We start from the raw sequence: 21,476 nt of genomic DNA, 5'->3' as shown, positions 1-21,476 counted from the left end.
CGGCCGCCCGCCCCGGGGGGCCCCCCCCGGGCCCCGGCGCCCCGAAGAGCAGGACCGTCATATCAGGGTTCGCTATTACAAGGGGACCCAGCACGAGAATCGCTTGCGGAGCAAGCACTTGTGGCGGCGACGAGCCGCCTGGTCGGCGGCGCGAGCGCTTGCTCCGCAAGCGTCTTCCTGTGCTGGGTCCCCTTCCCCTGCGCACGCTACGCGTGCTCCGGCCGGGGATGACACGGGGGAGCAGCCCCGACGATGTCATCCCGGACGCTAGAGGGCGATCCGGGACCCATATCCACGACGTGTCAGTCGCAGCCTGTAGGCTGCGTTTCTCCGACGACGGAAGCTGCTGAAAGGTGGAGGAGCGAGCGCGGCATGCGCGCTCGGACTTCTCGTCGAGGGTATGGGTCCCGGGTCCGCTTCGCGGCCCAGGATGACAACCTCCGAACGATTCACAAGCGCTCCGCTCAGAGTTTGTGAGTCTTTCTCCTAGAACCTCCGCGCCGTCATTCCGGGGCGCGAAGCGAGCCCGGAACCCAGACTCTCGACCTCGGATGAGCAGCCTGTAGGCTGCGTCCCTCAAGGCATCGGCATTCTTGAGTTCAGGAGCGAGCGCGCATGCGCGCTCGAACCAACGTCGGGGTTCTGGGTTCCGGGCTCGCTTCGCGCCCCGGAATGACGGGCGGGGAAAAATTTCCAAACTCTCGGGGGAAGGAGAGTGCGCGCCCTGTCCGTGTGCACTGCACGCTTCACCCCCCGTCAAGCTTTGGGCGCCATGCTCGCGCGCATGCTCGCCTCGCCTGCGGCGTCGCGGCTCTGCGGCGGGCGATCGCGCGGGTCTGAGCGCGGGGCGCCGCTGCGACATGTTGCCCGCCGGTCACACTCGCCGGCTAAGCCGACGTGCCGCAGTCCCGCCCCGGCCCACGCCGCGATCCCGCCACAGTCGGAGCGCATCCTGCTAGGCGTCACAAATGCTCGGTCTTTCAATACTTTAGCGGTCGAGCCGTACCCGCTTGCATGCTCGCGGGGCACGGCCGTCCGCGTCCGGCGCGGCAATCGCCACGCTTGGCGAGGATGCGGACCCCTGCATATGAGAGCGGGACCGGTCCCGTTAAGGGAAGGGCAGAGCATTCGTGGGAGGATGAGGTCACGATGAGCGAGCGCGTCTACGACAAGAGCAAGCTGCCGAGCCGTCACGTGACGGAGGGGCCCTCGCGTGCCCCGCACCGGTCCTACCTCTACGCCATGGGCCTCACCGACGAGCAGATCCACCAGCCTCTGGTCGGCGTCGCGACCTGCTGGAACGAGGCCGCGCCCTGCAACATCTCGCTGATGCGCCAGGCTCAGGCGGTGAAGAAGGGCGTCGCGGCCAAGAACGGCACCCCGCGCGAGTTCTGCACCATCACGGTCACCGACGGCATCGCCATGGGCCACGAGGGCATGCGCGCCTCGCTGCCCTCGCGCGAGGTGATCGCCGATTCCGTCGAGCTGACGATGCGCGGCCACGCCTACGACGCCCTCGTGGGCATGGCGGGCTGCGACAAGTCGCTGCCGGGCATGATGATGGCGATGGTGCGCCTCAACGTGCCCTCGATCTTCATCTATGGCGGGACGATCCTGCCGGGCTCCTTCCGCGGCCAGCCCGTCACCGTGCAGGACGTGTTCGAGGCGGTCGGCAAGCACTCGGTCGGCGCCATGTCGGACGAGGATCTCGCCGAGCTCGAGCGCGTCGCCTGCCCGTCCGCCGGCGCCTGCGGCGCGCAATTCACCGCGAACACGATGGCGACCGTCTCCGAGGCGATCGGCCTCGCGCTGCCCTATTCGGCCGGCGCGCCCGCGCCCTACGAGATCCGCGACCGGTTCTGCATGACGGCCGGCGAGATGGTGATGGAGCTGATCGCCAAGAACATCCGCCCGCGCGACATCGTCACCCGCAAGGCGCTCGAGAACGCGGCGGTCGTGGTGGCGGCCTCCGGCGGCTCGACCAACGCGGCGCTCCATCTGCCGGCGATCGCGCACGAGGCGGGCATCTCGTTCGGCCTCGAGGAGGTCGCCGAGATCTTCAAGCGCACGCCCTACATCGCCGATCTCAAGCCCGGCGGGCGCTACGTCGCCAAGGATCTCTTCGAGGTCGGCGGCATTCCCCTCCTCATGAAGACGCTCCTCGACCACGGCTATCTGCACGGCGACTGCCTGACCGTGACCGGCCGCACGATGGCGGAGAACCTCGCGGGCGTGAAGTGGAACGCCGCGCAGGACGTGGTGCGCCCGGCCGATGCGCCGATCACCCCCACCGGCGGCGTCGTCGGCCTCAAGGGCAACCTCGCGCCCGAGGGCGCGATCGTGAAGGTCGCGGGCATGCCGCCCGAGAAGCAGGTCTTCAAGGGCCCCGCCCGCGTCTTCGACGGCGAGGAGGCCTGCTTCGAGGCGGTCAAGAACCGCGCCTACGAGGAGGGCGAGGTCCTCGTCATCCGCTACGAGGGGCCCAAGGGCGGCCCCGGCATGCGCGAGATGCTGTCGACGACCGCCGCGCTCTACGGCCAGGGCATGGGCGACAAGGTCGCGCTGATCACCGACGGGCGCTTCTCGGGCGCCACCCGCGGCTTCTGCGTGGGCCATGTCGGCCCGGAGGCCGCCGTCGGCGGCCCGATCGGCCTCCTGCGCGACGGCGACATCATCGAGATGGACGCCATCGAGGGCACTCTCGTGGTCCATCTCTCGGACGAGGAGCTCGACCGTCGGCGCCAGGAATGGACGCCGCGCGAGACGGGCTACGCGTCCGGCTATCTCTGGAAATACGCCCAGACGGTCGGCCCGGCCAAGGACGGCGCCGTCACCCATCCGGGCGGCGCGCACGAAAAGACGTGTTATGCGGACATCTGAGCGGTCGTCCCCCTTCCGTGCGTCCGCGCTCGCGGCCGCCGCCCTCGGTCTCGCGCTCCTCGCGAGCCCGGCGGGCGCGGTCGACGGCACGGCCGACTCGCCCTTCGCCTCGGTGCGCGACGCGCTGCGTCACGGCATGCGCGACTACAATGCCGGCGACAAGGTCGGCGCCGTGCGCGCGCTCGAGTTCGCGGCGGTGAAGGGGGACACGCTCGCGATGTGGAAGCTCGGGCGCATGTACGCGTCCGGCGACGGCGTGGCGCACGACGACCTGCGCGCCTTCGAATATTTCTCCCGCATCGCCGACAATCACGCCGAGCGCGGCCTCGACACGATCGAGGCCGGGGTGGTGGCGAGCGCCTTCGTCGCGCTCGGCGCCTATTTCCTCGACGGGATCGACGGCACCTATGTCCGCCCCAATCCCGGGCGGGCCCACGAGATGTTCTCCTACGCCGCCTCCTGGTTCGGCGACGCGAACGCGCAATACAACCTCGCGCGGCTCTATCTCGACGGGCGCGGCGTCGCGCCCAATCCGCGCATGGCCGCGCGCTGGTTCAACCTCGCCGCCGCCAAGGGCCACGCGCCCGCGCAAGCGCTCCTCGGCCACATGCTGATCGCCGGCGACGGCGTGCCGCGCCAGCGCGCGCTCGGCCTGATGTGGCTCACCCTCGCCCGCGACGCCGCCGATCCGGTCCACGACCACTGGATCGCCGATCTCTACGAGCGCGCCGTCGCCGCCGCCAGCGAGACCGACCGCCAGGGCGCACTCGCGTATCTCGAGCGGCATCTGTCGAGCGAGCGGTGAGGGCGGGCGGCCAATCTCCGAGCTTCCCCTTGCTCTTCGCCGCCTCTGCGCCAAAGTAGGGTCATGCTGCCGAATTTCGACGAGATCGTCTCCAACCTCGAATTCCTCGACGACTGGGAGGAGCGCTACCGCTACGTGATCGAGCTCGGGCGGATGCTGCCGGAGCTGCCGGCGGAGGCGCACAACGAGGCGAACAAGGTCCATGGCTGCGCGAGCCAGGTCTGGCTCGAGACGCAGGTGGACCGGTCCGGGCCGGACCCGGTGCTCGCTTTTCGCGGCGACAGCGACGCCCACATCGTGCGCGGGCTCGTGGCTCTGCTCGTCGCCCTCTATTCCGGCCGCCCCGCCTCCGAGATCGCGCGCACCGACGCCGTCGAGGTGTTCGATCGGCTCGGCCTGCGCGAGCATCTCACGCCGCAGCGCTCGAACGGCGTGCGCGCCATGGTCGAGCGCATCCGCCGCGACGCCGTCGCCGCCGCGGCCGCGGCCTGATCGTCACCGCGCGACGACGAGCCGCTCCTCGCCGACGTCGCGGGCGAGTTCGGCGATCCGCGTCAGCGCGTCGCCGAGCCTGTCGACGGGCGGCGCGCCCAAGCACAGCCTGATGCCCGATTCCGATCCGATTCGATCGACGCTCACCGCATCGGGCGGCGTCACCCGGATGCCGTGCGCCGCCGCCGCCCCCGCGAGCCGCTCCGCCGCCGCGCGCGGCAGCGGGAGGAAGGCGTGGAAGCCCGGAACCTGCGGCAGCGCGAGCGCGATCCCCGCACGCTCGAATGCCCGGCGCGCGAGGGCGACCCGCGCCGCCGCCTCCTCGCGGATCGCCGCGCGGATGGCGTCCGCCGCGCCGTCCGCGAGCCAATAAGCGAGCACCGCGCAGGAGAGGGGCGAGACGCTCGCCGCGCTCGCGACGAGCGCCGCCTCGGCCGCCTGCTCGAAACCCGGGGGGACCACCAGGGCACCGATGCGCAGGCCCGGCGAGAGCGTCTTCGAGAGGCTCGTCGCATACAGGACGCGCTCCGGAGCGAGCGCCGCGAGGGGCGGGCGGCTGCCGTCGGCGGAGAAGGCGTAGACGTCGTCCTCCACGAGGAGCGCATCGAAGCGGCGGGCGAGCGCGACGATCGCCTCGCGCCGCGCGGCGCCCATCGTGGCCGTCGTCGGGTTGTGGAGGGTCGGCGTGACGTACGCGACCGGGCGTTCCCCGGCGCGCGCGCACGCCGCGAGCGCCGCCTCGAGCGCGTCCGGCACGAGGCCTTCCGCGTCGATCGCCACCGGCACGAGGCTGCGCCCGGCATGGGCCGCGAGCGCGATCGCGCCGGGATAGGTCAGCGCCTCGGTCAGGATCGGACCGCGCGGCCCCGCAGCGAGGTGGAAGGCGATCGCGAGGGCCTGCTGCGCGCCGTTGACGAGAAACAGCCGATCGGGCGGCGTCGCGAGCCCGAGTTCCGCAAGCCAGCGCGCCATCGCCTCCCGATCGCAGGCACGCCCTCCGGCCGGCAGGTAGAGCGCGAGCATGTCCGGCTCGAGCCGCTTGGCGAGCGCGGCGAGCGTCGTGGCGACGAGGCGCCGCGTCAGCCCCGACGGCGGGGCGTTGCGGGAGAGGTCGACGAGCCCGTCGGCGGAGCCCGGCGGCGGCGCCACGAACATCGCCCGCCCTCGGGCGGCGCGGACGAGACCGCGGCGGGCGAGCGCGCCATAGGCCTTCGTCACGGTGCCGATGCCGATGCCGAGCCGCCAGGCGAGATCGCGATGCGCCGGGAGCCGGGCCCCGGTGGGCAGGCGCCCCTCGACGATATCCTCCGCGAGCGCCTCGGCGAGGCGCTCGGACACGGGTCCCGCGCCCGCGGCGAGACGGGGCGTCCAGGGAGAGGCGAGGCGCACGCGGGCGCTCCTTTCCGGTTTAGCGTCACGTGACACTATTCGAATGGCGAGCGAGTGTCACGTGCCGTATCACGGGACCACCGCACCGTCACGGCGGCATCGCGTGATCCCCGCAACGATCGTCTCCGCCATGAGCTTCCCCGCGCCGATACCCGACGCGCTCGCCCCGATCCTCGCCGCCTGGGGGGTCTTCGTCCTCTCGACCTGCACGCCGGGCCCCGCGATCCTCGCGACCGTCGTCGTCTCGGCCCGGTCGGGGCGACGGGCCGGGATCGCGTTCGCGCTCGGCGTGTGCGCCGGCTCGGCGATTTGGGGCCTTGCGACGACGCTCGGTCTTGCGGCGGCGATCGCGGCCGAGCCCCGCCTCCTCGACGCCTTGCGCGTCGCCGGCGCCGTTCTCCTCGCCTGGCTCGCGCTGCGGGCGCTCGCCTCGGCGATCGGGCCGGGGCCCGCTTTCGCGGCGGGCGAGGCCTTTCGCGGCCGTCCCCGAGAGGTCCGCGCCGAGGCCGTGCGCGGACTTCTCGTCCACCTCGCCAATCCGAAGGCGCCGCTCGCCTGGATCGCCGTCGTCGCCATCGGGACGCCGCCGGGAAGCCCCGCCTGGGCGCCGCTCGCGGTGCTCGCCGGCGCCGCCGCTTTCGCCCTCTCGTTCTATCCGCTGCTCGCGACGCTCGCCGCGAGCGAGGGCTCGGCCAAGGCGTATCTGAGGCTGCGCCGGCCGCTCGAGACCCTCGTCGCGGGGATCCTCGCGGCGGCGGCGGTGCGGCTGGTGCTGCCGTGAGGGCTCGATGAGCGCCGCCGACATCTCCGCCATCCTCGCGCTCGTCGCGATCTATTGCGGCGTCGTCGTGAGCCCCGGGCCGAGCTTCGCGCTGATCGCGCGCCTCGCCGCTTCGGGGGAGGTGCGAGCGGCGCTCGCCGCCGCGCTCGGGCACGGCCTCGCCGCCGTACTCGCCGCCGCGCTCGCGATGGGCGGCCTCGCCGCGCTCCTCGCCGCCGAGCCCGCGGCGCGCCGGCTCCTCGCGATCGCGGGCGGGCTCTACCTCGTCCATGTCGGCATCGCCGTCTTCCGCGGCGCGGGCTGCGAGCCGACGGCGCGGGAGCCGGACGCCGCCCTGATCGCAGGCACCCGCGAGACGCTCGCGGGCCTGCGCCTCGGGGCTCTCGTCTGCCTCACCAATCCGAAGGGCCTCGCCTTCTTCGCGGGCGTGTTCGCAGCGGCGATCCCGGCGGGCATGGCCTTGTCGGCCAAGGGGATCGTGCTTCTCGCGATCCTCGCGGTCGAGCTCCTCTGGTATGGCGGCATCGCGCTTCTCCTCGCCCGCGGGCCGGCCCGGGCCGCCTATCGTCGGATGCGCGGTCCGATCGAGCGGGTCGTCGGTGCGGGGCTCGTCGCGGCAGGGATCGGCCTCGCGATCTGGAGTTGAATGTTCGCATCCGTGACCGCACGCGCTTGTCAGCGGCGAACGAACATGCAACCGTGATCCGTCTCGGCTCGCAGCCGCTTCTCTCGGGGTTGCCTCATGGTCACGCGTGTCTCCACCGTCTCCTTCGAAGGCGTCGAGGCGCGGGCGGTGGACGTGCAGGTCCAGATCGCGGCGGGGCAGATCGCCTTCAACGTCGTCGGCCTGCCGGACAAGGCGGTGGGGGAGAGCCGCGAGCGGGTGCGCTCGGCGATGATCTCCTCGGGCCTCGCCTTGCCCTCGAAGCGGATCACGGTGAACCTCGCGCCGGCGGATCTGCCGAAGGAGGGCAGCCATTTCGACCTGCCGATCGCGCTCGGCATCATGGCGGCGCTCGGGGCGATCCCGTCGGACGCGCTCGAAGGCTTTACGGTCCTGGGCGAGCTCGCGCTCGACGGCGCGATCACGCCGGTCGCGGGCGTGCTGCCCGCCGCGATGGCGGCGCACGCGCGCGGGCAGGGGCTGATCTGCCCGCATGCCTGCGGACCGGAGGCGGCCTGGGCGTCGAGCGAGATCGAGGTCCTCGCGCCCGAGAACCTCGTCCAGCTCGCCAACCACTTCAAGGGCACGCAGGTGCTCGCGCGACCCCGGCCGGCGATCGCGCGGGCGAGCGCCGCGCTGCCGGATCTGCGCGAGATCAAGGGGCAGGAGAGCGCCAAGCGCGTGCTCGAGATCGCGGCTGCGGGCGGGCACAATCTCTTGATGTCGGGGCCGCCCGGCGCCGGCAAGTCGATGCTCGCCCAGCGCCTGCCCTCGATCCTTCCCGCGCTCGCGCCGCGCGAGCTGATCGAGGTCTCGCTCGTCCATTCGGTGGCGGGGCTGATCGAGGAGGGCAAGCTCTCCGACCGCCGGCCGTTTCGCGCGCCCCACCATTCGGCCTCGACCGCGGCGCTCGTCGGCGGCGGCTCGACGGCGCGGCCCGGCGAGGTGTCGCTCGCCCATCGCGGCGTCCTGTTTCTCGACGAGCTGCCCGAATTCCAGCCGCAGACCCTCGACAGCCTGCGCCAACCGCTGGAGACGGGAGAGGTGATGATCGCGCGGGCCAATGCGCGGGTCACCTATCCGGCCCGCTTCCAGCTCGTCGCCGCGATGAACCCCTGCCGTTGCGGCCAGGCGACCGAGCCCGGCTATGCCTGTCGGCGCGGGCCCAACGAGCGCTGCATGGCGCATTACCAGTCGCGCTTGTCAGGGCCGCTTCTCGATCGCATCGACCTGACGATCGAGGTCCCGGCGGTTTCCGCGGCGGACCTGATCCTGCCCTCGCCCGGGGAGGGCTCGGCCGAGGTGGCGGCGCGGGTCGCGGCGGCGCGGGCGACGCAGAGCGCGCGCTATTCCGGGCTCGGGCTCGACGCCGCCACCACCAATGCCGCCTGCCCGGCCGCGCTGCTCGAGGAGGTCGCGCGGCCGGACGCCGAGGGCATGGCGCTCCTGCGCGACGCGGCGAGCGCGCTCAGGCTCTCCGCGCGCGGCTTCCACCGCGTTCTCAAGGTCGCCCGCACCCTCGCCGACCTTCAGGGGGAGGAGCGCGTTCGTCGCGTGCATCTCGCGGAGGCATTGTCCTACCGCTCGCATCTCGACCGCAGGCGAGCGGCGGCATGACGAAAGGTGCTTGCGAACCCGCTTCCCACGCGGCATCCTGCCGCGCCAGAGGGTGGGGCGTTGTCGGGCGGGCGAGCAGCAACAAGAGGTGAGCGGCGTGACCGATCCGTTCGTCTGCGTGGAGGCGCTGAGACGAGCCGAGACGCGCGAGGCGCTTCGCGATGCCCCGCGCGATACGCTCGAGCACCTCGGCCTCACCTACAGCGTGGTCACCGGCCTTCCCAAGACCGGAGCCGAACTCGGCTCCGCCATCCTGCACGAGGATCTGCCGGCGGGCTGGAGGGAGCACTACCTGCGATCAGGCTTCCTGCAGCATGATCCCGTGGCACGTCGGTGTCGGATCTCTCCGGTGCCGTTCGCGTGGTCGGAGGCGCCCTATGATCCGGTGCGGGACCCCTTCGCCGCCCGGGTAATGGCCCAGGCGCGCGCTGCGGGGATGAGAAGCGGCTTCTGCGTGCCGGTCTTCGGCGTCGGCGGCTCCGTCGGATGCGTCTCGTTCAGCGGCGCCGACGCGCGGGTGGCACCCAAGGCGACCGGCGGCATCGTCATGCTCGCGCTCGGCGCGTACGAGGCGGCGGCGCGCATCGCCGATCCCGAGCGTCGAACGCCGCGTCGCGCCTTGACAGATCGCGAGCGTCAGGTCCTGATGATGCTGGCGAAGGGCCATTGCACGCAGGAGATCGCGCGGCGGCTCGGCATCGCCGAAAGGACGGCTCTCGCGCACATCTCCTCGTCGTGCAGGAAGCTCGACGCCGTCAATCGCAACCATGCCGTTGCGATCGCCATCAACGAGCGCATTCTCCTCGTGTAAGCGTTGCTGCAATCCCCCGCGCGACGCCATCGGATTCGTGGTATGGTCGCCGCCGCGAGCAGAGCCGAGCATCGGGTCCTGCGTCGCGGCGAGGGTGACGCAGGGTGCGTGATCAAGGCTGAAGTCATGTCCGGGACCGAGAGCGCATTCGATCTGATCGACAAGATCGCCTCCGCCGAGAAGCTTGCGGAAGGGCATTCGATCCTGCGCGAGCACATGGATCGTTTCGGACTGAAGCACGTCGCGTATCTCGGTCTCAATCTTCCCTCCGAGCGTCGACAGCGGCCATTGGTCTCGGTGACCTATTCTCCGGATTGGGTTCGTCATTACGAGCAGCGGGACTACGTCAATATCGATCCGGTCGTCCGGTTCGGTCTCGCAGGGGTGCTTCCCATCGACTGGGGGGAACTCGATCGGCGCAAGCCGGCGATCAGGCGAATGTTCGGAGAAGCGCAGGAATTCGACATCGGCGCGCAGGGGATCTCGTTCCCCATCCGCGGCCGGCACGGCGAGTTCGCGCTCTTCTCGATCAATGCCGACGCGCGTCCGGCCGAGTGGCAGATGCTCAAGCGTGTGTTGATCAAGGAATTTATGGTTATTTCTTATTACTTCCATTCCTGGGCGCTGAAGGTCGAACGCATCGACCAGAACGATTACGCGGAGAAGCTGTCGGAGCGGGAGAAGGAATGTCTGAGGTGGTGTGCAGCCGGAAAGACGATTTGGGACACATCTGCGATCCTGGGTCTCAGTGAACGCACAGTTCGCTTCCATCTCGAAAATGCCCGCTTCAAACTAAACGCCCTCTCCACCACCCACGCGGTGTCGAAGGCAATCTCTTATGGTGTGATCGCGCTACCATGACGTGAAAACCTGTCGTTTTCGACAGGTGGATTGTGTCCTCGTTTGTGCGATTTTTCTTCCGTCGAGTTCACCGAACTTAAGACGGGAGAGCGAATATGATCAGGCTCATTCAAAGCCACGAACGGGGGCTTTTCCCGCGCGAGATCGATGCGATGCATCGGATCTGCAAGAAAGTATTTCACGATCGTCTTCAATGGGACGTGTCGATCATCAACGAGTGGGAGATCGACGGGTTCGACGCGATGGATTGCGTATACAACATCTGCCTCGATGACGACGGGCGGGTGCTCGGCAGCAATCGGCTCCTCCCGACGACCGGCTACAACATGCTCAACGACGTCTTTCCCGAACTCCTGCCGGAGGGGAAGCGTGTCGAGAGTCCGCTCATTTGGGAGTCGAGCCGCTTCTCGATCGATCCCGACGCGGAGATCGACCTCACGAAGAACCGGCTCAGCCGCCCGACCGCCGAGCTCCTGCTCGGCATGAACGAGTTCTGTCGTCGGCTCGGGGCGACGCACATCGTGTCGGTGTACGACGCATTCATGGCGCGGGTCCTGCGCCGGGCCGATTGCCGCGCGGAGCCGATCTCGAGCCCCGTCCGGATCGGCAAGACGATCGCCTTCGCGGCGCTCTTCGAACTCGGCGACGAGATGGAGTACAACCTCCGCAAGGCGAGCGGCATCACGGGGCCCATTCTCGAGCAGGACTACGGCCAGAGAGACGTTTCGGCTGCGTGAGAGAGAAGACCAAACATGTCCAAGACGGTCGTTCACCTGAAGCCGGCCCCCAGAAAGACGCGCAAGGACGATGTCCTCAAGCTCAGTCCGGGTGAAGTGCGGAGCCTTTATTTCATCAAGGAACCGCTGATCGAGAACATCGTCGAGTCCGCGGCGATGTTGGACGAGGACGAGCGGCGCTTGGCGCTGCGGTTCATCGAGACCCTCCACGAGCACCGCCGTAGCAAACTCTCCTGATCGCGACTCCAGTCTGACGACGAAGCCGCCGACCCCCGGTCGGCGGCTTCCGCATTCGTTGACCGTTCCTTGCCGGCACCGCACGAAATCCCGCCGATCGCGCGAAGATCGCGTCCACCGTGTTTCTCAAGCCGACCTTCAGCCCTCCCGGTGCAGCATGCGCGTCGCTTGAGGGTGCGGGCATGGACGGGCTGATCTTCGAATTCTCTCGCTTCAACGCGCTGACCGCGCTCGCCGTCGGCGGGCTCGCCTTCGGCATCGCGGCGATCGTCGCGGCGGTGCTCGTGCTGCGCGATCACCTGCGCGTCGAGGCCCGCGCGAACGCGCTTGCGGCCGAGAACGAGCGGCTCGCGAGCGCGCTCGAAGCGGCCCAGGACCGCGCCTGGCAGGAGGCGGAGGCGGCGGCCTTCTTCCGCGCGCTCGTCGAATCCCAGGTCGACGCGCTCGTGCAGACCGACGCGCAGGGGCGCATCACCTACGCCAACGAGGGCTATGGCCGCTTGCTCGGGCGCCCGCCCGCGGCGCTGATCGGGCAGGCCTGCGCGCCGCGCGTCGTCGAGAGCCGCCCGGCGCGGCTCTCCGCCGACGGTGCCCGGCTCGTCGACGAGGCGATCGAGACGCCCGACGGCCTGCGCTGGCTCGGCTGGATCGAGACCAACGTGCCCACTCGCGAGGGCCCGCCCGAGCGGTTGCGCGCCGGGCGCGAGATCACCGAGCGCATCGACGCCGAGACCGCGCTCGCCGATGCGCGGGCCCGCGCCGAGGCGGCGAGCGAGGCGAAGTCGCGCTTCCTCGCCACCGTCAGCCACGAATTCCGCACGCCGCTCAACGGCATTCTCGGCATGGCCGATCTCCTGCTCGACACGCCGCTCGACGCCGAGCAGACGACCTATACGCGGGCGGTGAAGACGTCGGGCGTGGCGCTGCTCTCGCTCATCGACGAGATCCTCGATTTCTCCCGCATCGAGGCCGGCAAGCTCGCGCTCGCCGCCGAGCCCTTCGAGATCGCGGCGGTGGTCGAGGGCGTGGTCGAGCTGCTTGCGCCGCGGGCGCAGGGCAAGGGGATCGAGATCGCCTCGATCGTCGCGCCCGGCGTTCCCGTCCGCCTCGTCGGCGACGCCGATCGCGTGCGCCAGATCCTCGTCAATCTCGCCGGCAACGCGGTCAAGTTCACGGAGACGGGCGGGGTCGGCATCGCGGTGCGCGCGAGCGTGCGCGGCGGCGTCGAGATCGCCGTCGCCGATACCGGCCCCGGCATCGCGGCCGAGCGCATTCCGGCTCTGTTCGAGGAATTCGAGCAGGGCGACGGCTCGGCCGCGCGCCGCCACGGCGGCACCGGTCTCGGCCTCGCCATCACGCAACGGCTCGTCGGCGGCATGGGCGGCGCCATCCATGTGGAGAGCGCGATCGGACGCGGCACCACCTTCCGGGTCGCACTGCCGCTTCGCCCGGCGGACGAGGGCGGGCGGACCGCGCCCGACCTCGCGCCGCGCGCCGCGCTCGCCGGCCGACGCTATCTCGTCCTCGCCCGCTCCCCCTTCGAGGCGCCGTTCCTCGTCGAGCGGCTCGCGGAGGCGGGCGCGGAGGCGGTGCTCGTCGACGGCGAGGCGGAGGCGCTCGCGCGGATCGCGACGGCGCCCGCCGACCGCCGCCCCTTCGACGCGCTGATCGTCGATTGCGCGCTCGGCGACGACGTCGCCCGCGACGTCGCGATCGCGGCGCGGGAGGCCGGGATCGGGCGCGCGCTCGTGCTCGTCTCCCCCTTCGAGCGGCGCGATCTCGGGCCCCACAACGCGGCAGGCTTCGACGATTATCTCGTGAAGCCGGTGCGCACCCGCTCGCTGCTCGCGCGCCTCGCCGCGCCCGTCGCCGCGCCGTCCGGAGCGACGGCCCGCGAGCCGGATGCCGAGGCCGCCGCGCCTCAGGCGCGCTTGCGCCGCCTGCCGGGCGAGCGCGCCAATGCGCCGCGCGCCGGCGCCCCCCGCGTGCTCCTCGCGGAGGACAACGAGATCAACGCGCTCCTCGCAGTGAAGACGCTCGAGAAGCGCGGCGCGATCGTCGATTGGGCGAAGGACGGGCACGAGGCGGTCTCGCTGGCGGAAGCCTCGTTCTCTGGGCTGCGGCCGGATTACGACGTCGTCCTCATGGACATCCGCATGCCCGGTCTCGACGGGCTCGAGGCGACGCGGCGCATTCGGACGCTCGAGCGCGCGCTCGGTCGGCGCGTGCCCCGCCGCATCGTCGCGCTTACCGCCAACGTCCTCAAGGAGGACGAGGACGCCGCCCGCGAGGCGGGGCTCGACGGCTTCCTGCCCAAGCCTTTCGAGCCGCGCCATTTCGACCACGTGCTCGGCGGCCTGCCCGCCGACGAGCCGCGCCCCGACGAGGCCTCGCGCGCGCCGCCCGCCGCCGGCACGACGATGGCGCGCGCCTCCTGAGCGCCCAGCCTCCCTCCCGCCGCGCGTCGCCGGAACTTCAGCCGGCAAAAAGGCTTGATCGCCACGACGGCGGGCGCGATGGTGCGTCACAATCGTGTCGGCGCCGCGGGCTATGACGCGCAAGTGGGGTCGCGACGTCGAATCGCGATCCGGGGGGACATGCCGGGGGACAGGATGGCGATTGTGCCTGCTGCCGAGACGATCGCGAGGCCGAGGGGCCTCGTTCTCTCCAGATTGACGCCGCAGATCGCGGGATTGGTGCGGCCGCTGCGCAAGACGCGATCGGCCGCGATCGCCTTCCTGCGCGGCGCCAACACCAACCGCCGGCCGGGCGCGCGCGGCGCGCTGCCCGCGTCGCTCGGGCGTCTCGGCAGCCTCGAGGTCCGCCTCGCGACGAGCCCGCGCGAGATCCGTCTCGCCCAGGCTCTGCGCTACCAGGTGTTCTATGCCGAGGGCTTCGCGAGCGCGCATCCGGCGGTGGCGTTCGCGCGGCGCGATTTCGACGAGTTCGACGCGATCTGCGACCATCTCCTCGTCGTCGACCACGCCTCCGGGGGCGAGCGCGTGGTCGGCACCTACCGCCTCCTGCGCCAGGAGGTGGCCGAGCGCCATTTCGGCTTCTACTCGGCCGGGGAATACGCGATCGAGCCGCTCGTCGCGGCGCATCCGCAGGCGCGCTTCCTCGAGCTCGGCCGCTCCTGCGTGCTCGCGCCCTACCGCAACAAGCGCACGGTCGAGCTCCTCTGGCACGGCATCTGGACCTACGTGCTCCACCATCGCATCGACGTGATGCTCGGCTGCGCGAGCCTCGAGGGGACGGATCCGGACGCGCTCGCGCTGCCCCTGAGCTTCCTCCATCACCACGCCGCGGCGGACGGCGATTGGCGCGCGCGCGCGCTCCCGGCCCGCTACGTGCGCATGGACCGGTTGCCGAAGGAGCGCGTCGATCCGAAGAGCGCGCTCCACGCTCTGCCACCCCTGATCAAGGGCTATCTGCGCCTCGGCGCCCGCTTCGGCGAGGGGGCGGTGGTCGACCGGCATTTCGGCACGACGGACGTCCTCGTGGTCCTGCCGGTCGACGCCATCAGCCCCCGCTACGTCGCCCATTTCGGCCCCGAAGCCGGCCGCCACGCCGCCTGACGCGATCGCGTTCGGGCATTCCGCTCGATGAGGCGCCGCCCTTCTCCTTCCCCTCAGGGGAAGGTGGCCCGGCGCCGAAGGCGACGGGTCGGATGGGGTTATTCGCGCCGCAGGCGCGAAGGGGCGTCGTCATAAAGCGCCTTACGTAGGGAGAAGCCCAACGCCCCTTCGGCCCTTCGGGCCGAAAAACCCCATCCGTCTCGGGATGCTGTCCGCATCCCGAGCCACCTTCCCCTGAGGGGAAGGAGAGCGGCTGCGCCGTTTTCGGCGCACGCATGCACGGACGCCGAAACGTCCGTCGCGGGCGCAGATCACTTGCGATGACTTCGACGCGCGCACTCCGCAGCCTCCAGGGAAGGAGAGCGCCGCCCCCCGGGGCAGTGGGGCGATCCCAACTTGACCGCACGCCGCGGAGGGCGCTTCCTCGTGCGAGCGCCGCGTGCGGAGATCGCCGATGTCCTTCGAAATCTGGGTCGCCTTCACCATCGCCTCGACGATCCTCGTGGTGATTCCCGGGCCGACCGTGCTCCTCGTCGTCTCCTACGCGCTCGGCCAGGGCTTTCGCGTGGCGATGCCGATGGCGATCGGAGTGGCTCTGGGGGACTTCACCGCGATGACGCTCTCGCTCATCGGCGTCGGGGCGCTCCTCGCCGCCTCGGCGACGCTGTTCACGATCGTCAAGTGGATCGGCGCGGCCTATCTCGTCTATCTCGGCATCCGGCTGTGGCGCGCGGGCGGCGGGGGAGCGCGGCTGGAACCCCGCAACGCCGCGAGCCGCCCCGCCCGCATGCTCGCCCATGCCTGGATCGTGACGACGCTGAACCCGAAGAGCATCGTGTTCTTCGTGGCCTTCCTGCCGCAATTCCTCGATCCGGCGGGCGACTTCCTGACGCAGGTGCTCGTCTTCCAGGCGACCTTCCTCGTCCTCGCCTTCGCCAACGCCTTCGCCTACGCGCTCCTCGCCGCCCGCGCCCGGCGCCTTGCCGAGCGCCCGTCCGCGATGGCGCTCGTCAACCGGATCGGCGGCGCGGCGCTCGTCGGCGCAGGGGTGGCGAGCGTCGCGGTGCGCACGGGGTGAGGGGCGCTCGCGCCGCTACTCGCCGAAAGGGGGGTTCCCCTGGAACGCCTCTTGCCTTTACGCTCTCGGTTGCGGCTCGCCTCAGACGCGGGCCCCCGGGAGCGGCGAGGAGGTCATGGCGGCATTCGACGAGATGGACGGTGGGCAGGCGCCGGGGCTTTGCCGGGACGCGTACGTCAAGCTGAAACGCTGGCTCGAGACGACCCCCCGCGACGTGCTCGACGCGCGGCGCAGCCAGGCGGAGCTGTTCTTCCGGCGCATCGGCATCACCTTCGCCGTCTACGGCGACGCCGACGCGACCGAGCGCCTGATTCCCTTCGACATCATCCCGCGCGTGATCACCAAGAGCGAATGGCAGGGCGTTGAGGCGGGGCTCAAGCAGCGCGTGCGCGCGCTGAACATGTTCCTCGCCGATCTCTACGGCAAGCAGGAATGCCTGCGCGCGGGCATCGTCCCGCCGGATCTGATCTTCAAGAACGAGCACTACCGGCTCGAGATGCGCGGCTTCAAGGTTCCGCACGACATCTATTGCCACATCGCCGGTATCGACATCGTCCGCGTCGATGCCGACACCTTCTACGTGCTCGAGGACAATGCGCGCACGCCGTCGGGGGTCTCCTACATGCTGGAGAACCGCGAGGTGATGATGCGGCTCTTCCCCGAATTGTTCGCCCAGCACCGCGTCGCGCCGGTGGAGAACTATCCCGACGCGCTGCTCGCCACCCTGCGCTCGGTCGCGCCCTCGAACGCGAGCCGCGATCCCGTGGTCGTGCTCTTGACGCCCGGGCAGTACAATTCCGCCTATTACGAGCACTCCTTCCTCGCCGACCAGCTCGGCGTCGAGCTGGTCGAGGCCTCCGACCTCTTCGTGAAGGACAGCTGCGTCTACATGCGCACGACGGAGGGGCCCAAGCGGGTCGACGTCGTCTATCGGCGCATCGACGACGATTTCCTCGATCCGCTCGTCTTCCGGCCCGATTCCGTGCTCGGGGTGCCCGGCCTGTTCGACGCCTATCGCGCAGGCAACGTGACGCTCGCCAACGCCGTCGGAACAGGCATCGCCGACGACAAGGCGGTCTACACCTACATGCCGGAGATCATCCGCTTCTTCACCGGCGAGGAGCCGATCCTCAAGAACGTGCCGACCTTCCGCTGCCGCGAGGAGGAGGCGCTCTCCTACGTCCTCGATCGGCTGCCCGAGCTCGTCGTCAAGGAGGTCAACGGCTCGGGCGGCTATGGCATGCTCGTGGGGCCGCACGCGACGAAGGAGCAGATCGAGACCTTCCGCAAGAAGCTGCGCCACGATCCGCAGGGCTTCATCGCGCAGCCGACGCTCGCGCTCTCGACCTGCCCGACCTTCGTCGCGGCCGGGGTCGCGCCGCGCCACGTCGACCTGCGGCCCTTCGTGCTCTCGGGCGCCGACGAGATCCGCATCGTGCCCGGCGGGCTCACCCGCGTCGCGCTCAAGGAAGGCTCGCTCGTCGTCAATTCGAGCCAGGGCGGCGGCACCAAGGACACCTGGGTGCTCGACGGCTGATTCAGGCGATCGACACGGGCGCCGAGGAACACGGGGCGAGGGAATACGGGGGAACGCCGACACATGCTCTCGAGAACCGCCAACAGCCTGTACTGGCTCTTCCGCTATACCGAGCGCGCGGACTTCATCGCCCGCATCCTCGACGCGACGCTTCGGCTCGCCTCGCTGCCGACGAGCTACAATGCCGAGCGCAACGAGTGGGAGAGCGCGCTCAACGCCGCCGGCTCCGCGGAGATCTTCCGGCGCCATTACGACGCGATCAGCGAGAGCACGGTGCGGGACTTCCTCGCCTTCTCGCCGCACAACCCGTCCTCGATCCGCAACTGCCTCGAGCTCGCCCGCACGAACGCGCGCGCGGTGCGCACGGCGCTCACCCTCGAGATGTGGGAGACGATCAACGGCGCCTGGCTCGAGCTGCGGCGCTACCAGAACGCCGACCTCGACCGCGAGCAGTTCGCCGCCTTCCTCGAATGGGTGAAGACCGTCTCGCTCGGCTTCGACGGCTCGGCCTATCGGACGATGCTGCGCAACGACGCCTATTATTTCACGCGGCTCGGCGTCTCGATCGAGCGGGCGGACAACACCGCGCGCATCCTCGACGTGAAGTACCACGTGCTGCTCCCGCCCACCGAGCGCGTCGGCGGCACGCTCGACTATTTCCAGTGGACGACGATCCTGCGCGAGGTGCAGGCGCACACGGCCTATCACTGGGTCTATCGCGAGAGCGTGAAGCCTTGGCTCGTGGCCGATCTCCTGATCCTCAACCGGCAGATGCCGCGCTCGCTCGCCTGCTGCTACGAGAGCCTCGTGCGCCATCTCGATCTGATCGCCGAGCTCTACGGCCGCCGCGGGCCCGCCCAGCGCAAGGCGAGCGACGCCGCCGCGCGTCTCGCCGGCACGAGGATCGAGGAGATCTTCGGGCGCGGCCTGCACGAATGGACGAGCGATTTCCTCGACGAGAACAACGGCCTCGGCGCGGCGATCACCGAGCAGTACCTCACCTGAGGACGCGATCGAAACGACAGGGGAGGGGGCGGCGCATGCGCATCCGCATCGAGCACGAGACACGCTACGTCTACGAGGAGCCCGTGCGCGCGCTCCTGCAGGTGCTGCGGATGACGCCGCGCGGCCATGTCGGCCAGCACGTCCTGCGCTGGCGCATCGAGCCCTCGATCGAGGGCGCGCTGCGCGCCGGCGAGGACCCGCTCGGCAACATCGTGCACCATTTCGCGGCCGATGCGGGGGCCGACGGCCTCGTCGTTCGCGTGCGCGGCGAGGTGGAGACCGACGACACGGCGGGCGTCGTGCGCGGCGCGATCGAGCGCGCGCCCGATCTCTATTGGCTGCGCGAGACGCGCCTGACGCAGGCCTCCGACGCGATCCGCGATTTCGCCGAGTCCGTCGCCGGCGCGAGCCGCGCGGACCCGCTGACCGCGCTCCACCGGCTCAACGACGCGATCCACGCGCGCGTCGCCTTCGACACGAAGCCGACGAGCGCGGCGACGAGCGCGGCGGAGGCCTTCGCGCTCGGGCGCGGCGTCTGCCAGGACCTCGCCCACGTCTTCATCGCTTCCGCGCGCCATTTCGGCATTCCCGCGCGCTACGTCTCGGGCTATCTGTGCCGTGCCGACGGAATCGTCGAGCAGGAGGCCGCGCATGCCTGGGCGGAAGCGAAGGTGGACCGTCTCGGCTGGGTCGCCTTCGACCCGGCCCACGGCCTGTGCGCGACGCCCGCGCACGTGCGCGTCGCCGTCGGGCTCGACTATCTCGGCGCCGCTCCGATCCGCGGCAGCCGCTACGGCGGCGGCGCGGAGACGCTCGAGGTCCGCATCGCGGTGGCCGAGCCGTCGCCACGGGGCGACCAGTCCCAATCGCAATCGCAGGCCTGACGCGCACGCGCCGTCCGCCGCCACCGGAATGCATGAGCCATGACCTATTGCGTCGGTCTCCTGGTCGACCAGGGCCTCGTGATGATCGCCGACACCCGCACGAATGCGGGGCTCGACAACGTCTCCACCTTCCGCAAGCTGACCGTCATCGAGCGCCCGGGCGTCGGCGTCATGGCGCTCGCGAGCGCGGGCAACCTGTCGGTCTCGCAGAACGTGGTGAGCCTCCTCGTCGAGGGGCTCGAGGATCCCGCCGAGGGCGGCGTGCAGCGGCTCGCCGACCAGACGAGCATGTTCAAGGCGGCCGAGCTCGTCGGGCGGGCGATCCGGGAGGTGCGCGCCGTGCACGGGCCGGGCCTCGAGGAGGCGGGCATCAATTTCGACGTGTCGTTCCTGTTCGGCGGCCAGCTCGCGGGCGGGGGCATGCGGCTGTTCATGATCTACGCCGCCGGCAACTTCATCGAATGCGGCCAGGACGCGCCGTTCCTGCAGATCGGCGAGCACAAATACGGCAAGCCGATCCTCGATCGGGCGGTGACCTTCGGCTCCGACATCTACGATGCGCTCAAGATCGGCCTGATCTCGATGGATTCGACGATGCGGTCGAATATCGGCGTCGGGCTGCCGATCGACGTGCTCGTCATGCGCCGCGACACGCTGCGCTCGGAACTCGTCCACCGCATCGAGGCGGGCGAGCCCTATTTCCACGATCTGCGCGAGCGCTGGTCGGCGGCTCTGCGCGCCGCGCACATGGCGATCCCGCGGCCGCCTTACGCCGCGCAGCGCACCGACGGGCAGGGCCGATGAGAGGCGCGACCCTGTTCGTCTTCGGCTACGGCTTCAGCGCCGACGAGACCGCGCGGGGCGGCGGCTTCGCGCGCGTCGTCGGGACGGTGCGCACGCCCGAGAAGGCCCGCGCGCTCGAGGCGCAGGGCGTCGAGGCGCGCCTCTTCGACGGGGCGAGCGCCGATCCGCGCATCGTGGAGGATCTCGCGCAGGCCGACGCCGTCCTGATCTCGATCCCGCCGCGCGGCGGCGAGGATCCGGCGCTCGCGGCGTTCGGCGACGCGATCGCGCAGAGCCCGCGCGTGTCGGCGATCGTCTATCTCTCGACGCTCGGCGTCTACGGCGATCACGGCGGCGCCTGGGTCGACGAGACGACGCCGCCGCGGCCCGACAATCCGCGCACCCGCGCCCGGCTCGCGGCGGAGGAGGATTGGGCGGCGCTCGGCACGCGGGCGGGCAAGCGCGCGGCGAGCCTGCGGCTCGGGGGCATCTACGGGCCGGGCCGCAACGCGATCGAGCAGCTGCGCGCGGGCACCGCGCGGCGGATCGTCAAGCCGGGCCAGGTCTTCAACCGCATCCACGTCGCCGACATCGCGCAGGCGGCGCTCGCGGCGCTGGAGAAGGCGCAGACCGGCGCCGTCTACAATGTCTGCGACGACGAGCCCTGCCCGCCGCAGGACGTGATCGCCCACGCCGCCACGCTGATCGGCATCGAGCCGCCCCCGGAGATCCCCTTCGAGGAGGCGCAGATGAGCGAGATGGCGCGGGAATTCTACGCCGCCAATCGCCGCGTCTCGAACGCGCGGCTGAAGGGCGAGCTCGGCGTGCAGCTCCTCTACCCCAGCTATCGCGAGGGCCTCGCGGCCTGCCTCGCGGAGGAGGGGGCGCGTTGAGGCGCCAGTCCGCGACCGACGCCTTGCGCCCGCGCACCGCGCCGGCCTAACGTGCGCCCCCGAATCGCGCGGGTTTCGCGCGGCGAGCATCAGAAGACGAGACGAGGAGAAGATCATGGGCCGGTCGCGTAAGGTCGAGGAGCGCGTGCTCGACAAGGACGAGAAGGAGCTCGTCGCGCAGAGCCACCACCCGGCGCTCAAGGGCGTCGCCGACGGCGAGCTCTCGAAGCTCGTCGCGCGGCTGCGCGAGCGCCGCGACCGCGCGCTCGACATCGCGAAGCGCCAGCGCCGCGAGATGCGCCGCAAGGCCGCGCCCGCCGGCGCGACGCCGGCCTCCGACAATTCCGGCAGCCGCGAGAAGGCCGCGGTGCTCGCCGCCGCGCTCAAGCGCGTCAACAAGGAGCGCGACCGCCGCGGGATCGAGGCGCAGGACGTCGCCTGACG

20 protein-coding genes are annotated in these 21,476 nt (G+C 70.8%); 19 read left to right on the top strand and 1 reads right to left on the bottom strand.

Going from position 1 to position 21,476, the window contains the following annotated elements:
• Positions 1–1,149 precede the first annotated feature (1,149 nt).
• From ilvD to ACK4UM_RS08560, 3 genes are all read left to right on the top strand, one after another.
• Entirely contained in the window at positions 1,150–2,880 is a 1,731-nt protein-coding gene (gene ilvD / locus ACK4UM_RS08570; protein ID WP_409797792.1) for a dihydroxy-acid dehydratase, read from the top strand.
• Positions 2,867–3,685, top strand: coding sequence for a tetratricopeptide repeat protein (locus ACK4UM_RS08565; RefSeq protein ID WP_409797790.1), 819 nt, complete (start codon positions 2,867–2,869; stop codon positions 3,683–3,685). Before ilvD ends, ACK4UM_RS08565 begins: the two co-directional genes overlap by 14 nt.
• Positions 3,686–3,748: 63 nt before the next feature.
• On the top strand, positions 3,749–4,177 hold the full coding sequence (locus ACK4UM_RS08560; RefSeq protein ID WP_409797788.1) for a SufE family protein: 429 nt from the start codon (positions 3,749–3,751) through the stop codon (positions 4,175–4,177).
• A 3-nt stretch (positions 4,178–4,180) separates the two neighbouring features.
• On the opposite strand, the gene ACK4UM_RS08555 is transcribed toward ACK4UM_RS08560, so the two are convergent.
• Complete coding sequence (locus tag ACK4UM_RS08555) at positions 4,181–5,566, bottom strand: PLP-dependent aminotransferase family protein (RefSeq protein ID WP_409797786.1); 1,386 nt, start codon at positions 5,564–5,566, stop codon at positions 4,181–4,183.
• A gap of 130 nt (positions 5,567–5,696) precedes the next feature.
• Between ACK4UM_RS08555 and ACK4UM_RS08550 the strand changes: the two genes are divergently transcribed.
• From ACK4UM_RS08550 to ACK4UM_RS08475, 16 genes are all read left to right on the top strand, one after another.
• Positions 5,697–6,347, top strand: coding sequence for a LysE family translocator (locus ACK4UM_RS08550; RefSeq protein ID WP_409797784.1), 651 nt, complete (start codon positions 5,697–5,699; stop codon positions 6,345–6,347).
• Between the two features lie 7 nt (positions 6,348–6,354).
• Complete coding sequence (locus ACK4UM_RS08545; RefSeq protein WP_409797782.1) at positions 6,355–6,993, top strand: LysE family translocator; 639 nt, start codon at positions 6,355–6,357, stop codon at positions 6,991–6,993.
• Between the two features lie 96 nt (positions 6,994–7,089).
• A complete protein-coding gene (locus ACK4UM_RS08540) occupies positions 7,090–8,628 on the top strand; it encodes a YifB family Mg chelatase-like AAA ATPase (protein WP_409797780.1) in 1,539 nt (512 codons plus the stop codon).
• Between the two features lie 88 nt (positions 8,629–8,716).
• Complete coding sequence (locus ACK4UM_RS08535) at positions 8,717–9,439, top strand: helix-turn-helix transcriptional regulator (RefSeq protein ID WP_409797779.1); 723 nt, start codon at positions 8,717–8,719, stop codon at positions 9,437–9,439.
• 42 nt (positions 9,440–9,481) lie between these two features.
• On the top strand, positions 9,482–10,300 hold the full coding sequence (locus ACK4UM_RS08530) for a helix-turn-helix transcriptional regulator (protein WP_409797777.1): 819 nt from the start codon (positions 9,482–9,484) through the stop codon (positions 10,298–10,300).
• A 152-nt stretch (positions 10,301–10,452) separates the two neighbouring features.
• On the top strand, positions 10,453–11,037 hold the full coding sequence (locus ACK4UM_RS08525; RefSeq protein ID WP_409797775.1) for an acyl-homoserine-lactone synthase: 585 nt from the start codon (positions 10,453–10,455) through the stop codon (positions 11,035–11,037).
• A gap of 15 nt (positions 11,038–11,052) precedes the next feature.
• A complete protein-coding gene (locus ACK4UM_RS08520) occupies positions 11,053–11,274 on the top strand; it encodes a hypothetical protein (protein ID WP_409797774.1) in 222 nt (73 codons plus the stop codon).
• A gap of 182 nt (positions 11,275–11,456) precedes the next feature.
• Positions 11,457–13,712 (top strand): ATP-binding protein, encoded by a 2,256-nt coding sequence (locus tag ACK4UM_RS08515; RefSeq protein ID WP_409797772.1) that lies wholly within the window; start codon positions 11,457–11,459, stop codon positions 13,710–13,712.
• Positions 13,713–13,886: 174 nt separating this feature from the next.
• Complete coding sequence (locus ACK4UM_RS08510) at positions 13,887–14,852, top strand: GNAT family N-acetyltransferase (protein ID WP_409797770.1); 966 nt, start codon at positions 13,887–13,889, stop codon at positions 14,850–14,852.
• Positions 14,853–15,306: 454 nt separating this feature from the next.
• Complete coding sequence (locus tag ACK4UM_RS08505; RefSeq protein WP_409797768.1) at positions 15,307–15,930, top strand: LysE family translocator; 624 nt, start codon at positions 15,307–15,309, stop codon at positions 15,928–15,930.
• Positions 15,931–16,045: 115 nt separating this feature from the next.
• Entirely contained in the window at positions 16,046–17,467 is a 1,422-nt protein-coding gene (locus ACK4UM_RS08500) for a circularly permuted type 2 ATP-grasp protein (protein ID WP_409797766.1), read from the top strand.
• Between the two features lie 63 nt (positions 17,468–17,530).
• Positions 17,531–18,472, top strand: a complete 942-nt coding sequence (locus tag ACK4UM_RS08495) for an alpha-E domain-containing protein (protein WP_409797764.1) — start codon at positions 17,531–17,533, stop codon at positions 18,470–18,472.
• Positions 18,473–18,507: 35 nt separating this feature from the next.
• Positions 18,508–19,356, top strand: a complete 849-nt coding sequence (locus ACK4UM_RS08490) for a transglutaminase domain-containing protein (protein ID WP_409797762.1) — start codon at positions 18,508–18,510, stop codon at positions 19,354–19,356.
• 39 nt (positions 19,357–19,395) lie between these two features.
• Positions 19,396–20,160, top strand: a complete 765-nt coding sequence (locus tag ACK4UM_RS08485) for a peptidase (protein WP_409797760.1) — start codon at positions 19,396–19,398, stop codon at positions 20,158–20,160.
• Positions 20,157–21,032 carry an NAD-dependent epimerase/dehydratase family protein gene (locus ACK4UM_RS08480; protein WP_409797758.1) on the top strand — a complete coding sequence of 292 codons (876 nt, stop codon included), beginning with the start codon at positions 20,157–20,159 and terminating at the stop codon, positions 21,030–21,032. The genes ACK4UM_RS08485 and ACK4UM_RS08480 overlap by 4 nt, the downstream gene beginning before the upstream one ends.
• A gap of 115 nt (positions 21,033–21,147) precedes the next feature.
• Positions 21,148–21,474: a hypothetical protein gene (locus ACK4UM_RS08475; RefSeq protein WP_409797756.1), complete on the top strand. Its 327-nt coding sequence runs from the start codon at positions 21,148–21,150 to the stop codon at positions 21,472–21,474.
• The last annotated feature ends 2 nt before the right edge of the window (positions 21,475–21,476 follow it).

It is taken from the genome of Salinarimonas sp. (genome assembly GCF_046292825.1).
Taxonomy (GTDB): Bacteria; Pseudomonadota; Alphaproteobacteria; order Rhizobiales; family Beijerinckiaceae; genus Salinarimonas.
This window is presented reverse-complemented; position numbering and strand designations above follow the sequence as displayed.

Bases quoted from the DNA above. Each gene is read 5' to 3' on its own strand.
- ilvD (WP_409797792.1), top strand. From the start codon at position 1,150: ATGAGCGAGCGCGTCTACGACAAGAGCAAGCTGCCGAGCCGTCACGTG.
- ACK4UM_RS08565 (WP_409797790.1), top strand. From the start codon at position 2,867: ATGCGGACATCTGAGCGGTCGTCCCCCTTCCGTGCGTCCGCGCTCGCG.
- ACK4UM_RS08560 (WP_409797788.1), top strand. From the start codon at position 3,749: ATGCTGCCGAATTTCGACGAGATCGTCTCCAACCTCGAATTCCTCGAC.
- ACK4UM_RS08550 (WP_409797784.1), top strand. From the start codon at position 5,697: ATGAGCTTCCCCGCGCCGATACCCGACGCGCTCGCCCCGATCCTCGCC.
- ACK4UM_RS08545 (WP_409797782.1), top strand. From the start codon at position 6,355: ATGAGCGCCGCCGACATCTCCGCCATCCTCGCGCTCGTCGCGATCTAT.
- ACK4UM_RS08540 (WP_409797780.1), top strand. From the start codon at position 7,090: ATGGTCACGCGTGTCTCCACCGTCTCCTTCGAAGGCGTCGAGGCGCGG.
- ACK4UM_RS08530 (WP_409797777.1), top strand. From the start codon at position 9,482: ATGGTCGCCGCCGCGAGCAGAGCCGAGCATCGGGTCCTGCGTCGCGGC.
- ACK4UM_RS08525 (WP_409797775.1), top strand. From the start codon at position 10,453: ATGCATCGGATCTGCAAGAAAGTATTTCACGATCGTCTTCAATGGGAC.
- ACK4UM_RS08520 (WP_409797774.1), top strand. From the start codon at position 11,053: ATGTCCAAGACGGTCGTTCACCTGAAGCCGGCCCCCAGAAAGACGCGC.
- ACK4UM_RS08515 (WP_409797772.1), top strand. From the start codon at position 11,457: ATGGACGGGCTGATCTTCGAATTCTCTCGCTTCAACGCGCTGACCGCG.
- ACK4UM_RS08510 (WP_409797770.1), top strand. From the start codon at position 13,887: ATGGCGATTGTGCCTGCTGCCGAGACGATCGCGAGGCCGAGGGGCCTC.
- ACK4UM_RS08505 (WP_409797768.1), top strand. From the start codon at position 15,307: ATGTCCTTCGAAATCTGGGTCGCCTTCACCATCGCCTCGACGATCCTC.
- ACK4UM_RS08500 (WP_409797766.1), top strand. From the start codon at position 16,046: ATGGCGGCATTCGACGAGATGGACGGTGGGCAGGCGCCGGGGCTTTGC.
- ACK4UM_RS08495 (WP_409797764.1), top strand. From the start codon at position 17,531: ATGCTCTCGAGAACCGCCAACAGCCTGTACTGGCTCTTCCGCTATACC.
- ACK4UM_RS08490 (WP_409797762.1), top strand. From the start codon at position 18,508: ATGCGCATCCGCATCGAGCACGAGACACGCTACGTCTACGAGGAGCCC.
- ACK4UM_RS08485 (WP_409797760.1), top strand. From the start codon at position 19,396: ATGACCTATTGCGTCGGTCTCCTGGTCGACCAGGGCCTCGTGATGATC.
- ACK4UM_RS08480 (WP_409797758.1), top strand. From the start codon at position 20,157: ATGAGAGGCGCGACCCTGTTCGTCTTCGGCTACGGCTTCAGCGCCGAC.
- ACK4UM_RS08475 (WP_409797756.1), top strand. From the start codon at position 21,148: ATGGGCCGGTCGCGTAAGGTCGAGGAGCGCGTGCTCGACAAGGACGAG.